Here is a 304-nt window from a genome sequence, read left to right as displayed (position 1 = left end):
GGGCGCAGTTGGTGCTCCAGCACTTCATGTACGACCCGGCGTGGGACACGGGGTGCGGCAGCTGCACCGCGATGGCCGACGACCTCAGCGACGGCGCGCGTGCGCACCTGGCCGCGCGGGACACCGCGTTCGCCGCGGTCTCGCGTGCTCCGTACTCGACGTTGGCTGCCTACAAGGAAAGCAGGGGCTGGACCTTCCCCTGGTTCTCCTCGCACGGCACCGACTTCAACTACGACTTCCACGTCTCGCTCGACCCGGCGGTCACACCCAACAACTACAACTTCCGCGAGGGCGAGGAGTTCGT

1 protein-coding gene is annotated in these 304 nt (G+C 67.4%); it reads left to right on the top strand.

Annotated features, from left to right (window positions below):
* Positions 1 to 304 (top strand): DUF899 family protein (locus CCN37_RS37325; protein ID WP_143262015.1); only part of this gene is annotated, 304 nt, incomplete at both ends.

Source organism: Allokutzneria sp. NRRL B-24872 (assembly GCF_002155965.1).
Taxonomy (GTDB): domain Bacteria; phylum Actinomycetota; class Actinomycetes; order Mycobacteriales; family Pseudonocardiaceae; genus Allokutzneria.
This window is presented reverse-complemented; position numbering and strand designations above follow the sequence as displayed.